This is a genomic window from Persicitalea sp. (genome assembly GCF_041751555.1).
GTDB lineage: Bacteria > Bacteroidota > Bacteroidia > Cytophagales > Spirosomataceae > Persicitalea.
Genome location: NZ_JBGSXF010000492.1, coordinates 1 through 4,881 on the forward strand (window position 1 = coordinate 1; position 4,881 = coordinate 4,881).

The window sequence follows — 4,881 nt, forward strand, 5'->3', positions numbered from 1 at the left end:
GCCAGCTTCAAGCTTGCCGATAGATAGAAAATCGTTGAGGATTTCCGTCAGATTATTCACCGCCGACTTGATGCGCTGTACGTGCTTTTGACGCTTGTCGTCTTCCGTTGTTTCTACGTACCTCCCAATCAGAGACGCCGAGGATAAAATCGTCGCCAGCGGCGTACGGAACTCGTGCGAAGCGATCGTGACGAACTGGCTTTTCATATCGTTCAGTTCGCGCTCTTTTTCCAGCGCCCGCACTGCTTCCATCTGCGATTTTTCCAGTTTTAAAAGCGTTTCGGCCAGTTCTTTTGTGCGCTGCTCTACGCGCATTTCCAGCTCGGTATTCAGTTTTTGAATTTCGCTGTTGGCAACCAGAATGGCGCCCTCTTGCCGCTTTCTATCCGTAATATCCACCACGAATGCCACCACGAAATTTCCCTCGCTGGTGGAAAAGGGACTCAAACTAACCTCTACCGGAAATTCAGAACCATCGCTCTTGCGGCCAAACAGGTCGCGATTATGCCCCATACCCCGCGCGCGGGGTGCTATCATGTAATCGTCGCGCAGGTGAACGTGGTGCTTCGCCAGCGGAATCGGCACCAGTAATTCTATTTTATTCCCTACCAATTCGTCCTCCTCGTAGCCAAAAAGCCGCTTGGCCGTCGGGTTGACCATCGCGATCGTGGCTTGTCCGTCCACGACCACAATCCCCTCCGTGGCATACTTGAAGAGCGCATTGAGCATCTCGATATGCCGCATTATTTCTTCGGTATGTTTACTGTATAATGCGAACATAACGATTTTTGGGGGAGAAAGGAGGAGTCTGGAAAGGAAAAGTGGCCGTCTAGTGGGGAAAGGCAGGACACGAATTTTTTTTTAGCTAACCCCTTCTCCCACATCGAACGCTTCGTAGTGAGGTTCTGCAATTGATATTGATTGCCACCAAAACTACTAAGTTGGCCAAATCAAACATATGACGTGCGTCAGAAACTGGGCTGATTGCAGGGGCGAACCCGTGTATTTGCCCATTGCGCGGCAGTTGCTGAGCAAAATCGACTTTACTGTGTAACTACTTCACCATGACAAAGCGGTAACTCAACGTGCGTACCCGACTGAGGGAAGAGAGCAGGAAACTCAATCAATAGCCCCCGCCCCAATAGCCAAATCCCAGCCACAGCTACGAAAATAGGAGTAAGTCGGCGCATTCGACTACGTAGCGTGGGGCTAAACCATTGCTTGAAGAAACCAACCGCCATCATCGCGGGCAAGGTACCCAGGCCGAAGGCGAACATATAAATTGTTCCACTCATCGCGTTGCCTGTAGCGATAGAACTGATCAGGGCCAAATATACCAACCCGCAGGGAAGCAGCCCATTGAGCATTCCCAGCGCGGCCCAGCCGTGAAGTCTTTTACTGCGAAGTTGCGCCGCCATGCGGCTTTTTAACTTTCCGACGGCCTTTTGCCAAAATACCGGGGTTTTTAGAACACGATCCAGCCGCGCGGGCCAGAGGACGTAAAGCAGCATCGCTGCCCCGGCCATGATGGACAAATACCGCAAGTACCCCACCCACAAAACCGCTCCGCCCAAAGCCCCGATGCCCGCGCCCAGCAGGGCGTAAGTACCCGCCCGACCTAAGTTATAGGTCAATAATCCAACTACTTGCCGCCCCCGACTACCTTGATGAATCGGCAACGCCAACGCAATCGGCCCGCACATTCCCACGCAGTGGAAACTACTCATAAGGCCGAGGGTGAAGGCTAGGAAGGTTGTGTAATTGTTGATTTGTGTAATCGTTGAATTGATGTTTATTTGTTTAGAGCTTATTTTTTGACATGAAAAGTACAAAGTAACTTTCATCACTCATCACTCATCACATCACTACCACTGCTCCCTCGTTCCAGTACGTCGTTTCGCTGTTTTTCCAATCGAATTGGAGCAGGTAGCGTCCGGGGTGGAGTTTAGCGAGAGGGATGGTTTGGTGATTTTCAGAATTGGGCATGATGATGAAATCGGTGTCTTTTGTGTTGTTGGCCGGACAATAGAAGCGGATTTTTCCGGCCAGATTTTTATGATCAAATTCTTTCGGAAATTGTACTTCGAGGGTGGTTTCTGTCATCTTCCAATTGAGCGGCTCTGTGAGGGATTTGGTGCGGCGGGTTTTGTCGATTTTATTCTGAAAATCCAATTCCAGGGCATAGTAGTCTTCCGAGACAAGATCCACGCGCTGAGTCGTGGTCAGCGCCACCAGTCCTAAGATGCCCACTACGAAACTGATGTAGAGAATTGCGATTCCGGTACCCCAACTGATATTTTTCATAGTTTTTTGATTTAAAGTACCTCACTGCGGCGCGATGAACGTCGTTACAAATTCCTCAATTTTTTCCTCTCCCTCATAGACCGAAAACTGCACTTTCGTCAGGCGTTTTTTGATTTCTGATTTAGGAATAGTCACGAACAGGCTTCCCTGCGACAGGCCGACGGGATCGAGCGTCAGATCGGGCGTGCCGGCGAATTGGAGGGTTGCCTGGGGAGAATCAAGTTTTAAGATCGGCTTGATTTTGTGGTTGGTTTTGTTGAAAATCTTGAATGTGTAAAGGTTGCTTACCGTGCCATCCTGGTTGTCGATAAAGGTGGTGCCGGGAGCGCGGAAGAGCGTCGTCTCGGTGTCGGTGCGGGTGGCGACGACAAAACCCAGGGCACCCCAAAGCAGCATGAGTACCGCCGCATAGCCGATGATTCTGGGCGTGACGAACTTGCTGCGGCCCTCGGCGATGGAATTCTCGGAGGCATAGCGGATTAGACCGCGTGGCAGATCCACTTTGTCCATGATATTATCACAAGCGTCGATGCAGGCCGTGCAGTTGACGCACTCCATTTGGGTGCCGTTACGGATGTTGATACCCGTCGGGCAAACCGCCACGCATTGCTGACACATCACGCAATCCCCGGCTTCGCGCTCCTCGTTTTTACGCAGTTTGGCGCGGGGTTCTCCGCGCTCGTAGTCATAGGCAACGACCATTGAGTTGCGGTCGAGTAGTACACCTTGCAATCGACCGTAGGGGCAAATGACGGTACAGACCTGATCACGTGCCCAAGCAAAAACAAAGTAAAAAACCACCGTGAAACCCACCACACCGCCAAACAGCGACAGATGCTCCGAAAGCGGCTCGGTGATGATTTTCTTCAACTCATCGACGCCTACGACGTAGGCCAATAGCAGGTTAGCGATCACGAACGAGATCAGCAGAAAAACACTCCACTTACTGACCTTCTTAATGATCTTGTCCGTTGTCCAGGGCGCTTTGTCGAGCAACTTCTGCTGGGTGTGGGTGCCTTCGATGGCATACTCGATCTTGCGAAAAACCAATTCCAGAAAAATGGTCTGCGGACAAGCCCAGCCACAAAATAATCGACCGAATACGGCCGTAAACAGCACGATAAATACCATGAACGACATCATTGCCAAGCCAAACAGCCAATAGTCCTGCGGCCCAATGAACATGCCGAAGACGATAATTTTCCGCTCGATGACATTGAACAAGAACATCGACTGACCATTCATTTTCAGAAATGGCCCCGCAAACAACAGCCCCAGCGCCACCACGGCGAACACGACACGGCGACGGTGCCAGTAGCCTTCCGGCTTCTGGGGATAAAACCAGTTGCGCTTGCCATCCTCGTCGACCGCGCTGAATTGGTCGCGGAAGGAGTCGTCGAAGTTTTCGTAAGCTGATGAAGTACTCATGGGCTATTCTCAAACTTCCCGAAAGCTTTGAGCTCTCGGGAGTTGTTGTCGTGTGGGCTATTGCTTCGCTGCTTCGATCGCCTGCGGCACCGGATTTTCCGGTACATCGGCGGGTTTTTCGTATAGTTCTCCCTGAGATTCTTTGGGGGCTAGTGGTTTGCTGCCGTGCAATTGGGCCAGTATATAGCTGGCCACTTTCTGCATTTCCTGGGGCGGCAGTTGCTTTTCCCAGGAAATCATGCCCTTCTCAGGGAAACCATACTTGACAGCCTTGAAAACGTCTTTGATTTCTCCACCGTGAAGCCAGTAATTATCTGTAAGGTTGGGGCCGACGCCACCGCCGCCGTCAGCTGCGTGGCAGGCAGCACATTTTTCGGTGAAAATTACCCCGCCATCCTTGATTCCGGGGCCTTCGGTAAGCAGCGTCACGTTATCTTCGTTAATGCCCGCACCCATTTTTTCGACGTAAGCTATCCGCTGTACCTCCGCCACTGCCAATTCACTTTCCAACTCTGCCATCTGCAATTCTCCTAAGCCGAAGGCGTGGTAGTAGGCGGAATAAGCGATGGCGAACACCACCGTGCCGACGAACATGAATTGCAACCAGGGCGGCATCCGGTTGTCCAGTTCGTGGATGCCGTCGTAGTCATGGCCCGAGAGAAGGATCTTTTCCTCCTTGTTGAGCGGCGTAGAAAAGCCCACAAACTTGCGCCACCAGACTGGGCTGAATAACGGTGAGGCATTTTCTTGCGCCTCGACAGGTTGCAGATGGGCCGGCGTGGTGAGTTTTTGGTAAAGCATAACTACCTGCACCATCACGATGATCATGATGACGATCATGCATCCCAGCACGAAAAGCACTACGTACCAAAGCACGTTCTGGAAAGGCGTGGCCTCAGCCCCCTGTGCGAAGGCGGCTGGGAAGACAAAAAGACACAGCACGGTCAATATCGTCTTTTTAACGACACCGTCATCCAGCGGAATTGCCTTCATTTCGTCCTCGTGCTTGCGACTCATTTTTAAAACGTACCAGAGCAGTCCCGCGAAGAAAGTCACAAAGATGACCAGCGATATGAGCGGATAAATGCTGATTCCCTCAATGGAGTCGAGATAGTTTTTGAATTTCATATTTTTGGACCGGTTCGCCGG

5 protein-coding genes are annotated in these 4,881 nt (G+C 51.4%); all 5 read right to left on the reverse strand.

All coding sequences use genetic code 11. The features are described from left to right. On the reverse strand, positions 1-780 hold a 780-nt coding region (locus ACEW8P_RS17305; protein WP_373514328.1), incomplete at its 3' end, for a PAS domain S-box protein. 263 nt (positions 781-1,043) lie between these two features. Further along, entirely contained in the window at positions 1,044-1,796 is a 753-nt protein-coding gene (locus ACEW8P_RS17310; RefSeq protein ID WP_373514332.1) for a sulfite exporter TauE/SafE family protein, read from the reverse strand. Between the two features lie 61 nt (positions 1,797-1,857). Continuing rightward, the gene (locus ACEW8P_RS17315) at positions 1,858-2,304 is read right to left on the reverse strand and encodes a FixH family protein (RefSeq protein ID WP_373514329.1); all 447 of its coding nucleotides are present in this window, start codon (positions 2,302-2,304) and stop codon (positions 1,858-1,860) included. A gap of 21 nt (positions 2,305-2,325) precedes the next feature. Beyond that, positions 2,326-3,732, reverse strand: a complete 1,407-nt coding sequence (gene ccoG / locus ACEW8P_RS17320; RefSeq protein ID WP_373514330.1) for a cytochrome c oxidase accessory protein CcoG — start codon at positions 3,730-3,732, stop codon at positions 2,326-2,328. Positions 3,733-3,789: 57 nt separating this feature from the next. Beyond that, the coding region (locus ACEW8P_RS17325; RefSeq protein WP_373514331.1) for a cbb3-type cytochrome c oxidase N-terminal domain-containing protein at positions 3,790-4,881 on the reverse strand (1,092 nt) is incomplete at its 5' end.

What these genes read in the sequence shown, in the direction of transcription:
- ccoG (WP_373514330.1), bottom strand. Translation starts at nt 3,732, where the DNA reads ATGAGTACTTCATCAGCTTACGAAAACTTCGACGACTCCTTCCGCGAC.
- ACEW8P_RS17315 (WP_373514329.1), bottom strand. Translation starts at nt 2,304, where the DNA reads ATGAAAAATATCAGTTGGGGTACCGGAATCGCAATTCTCTACATCAGT.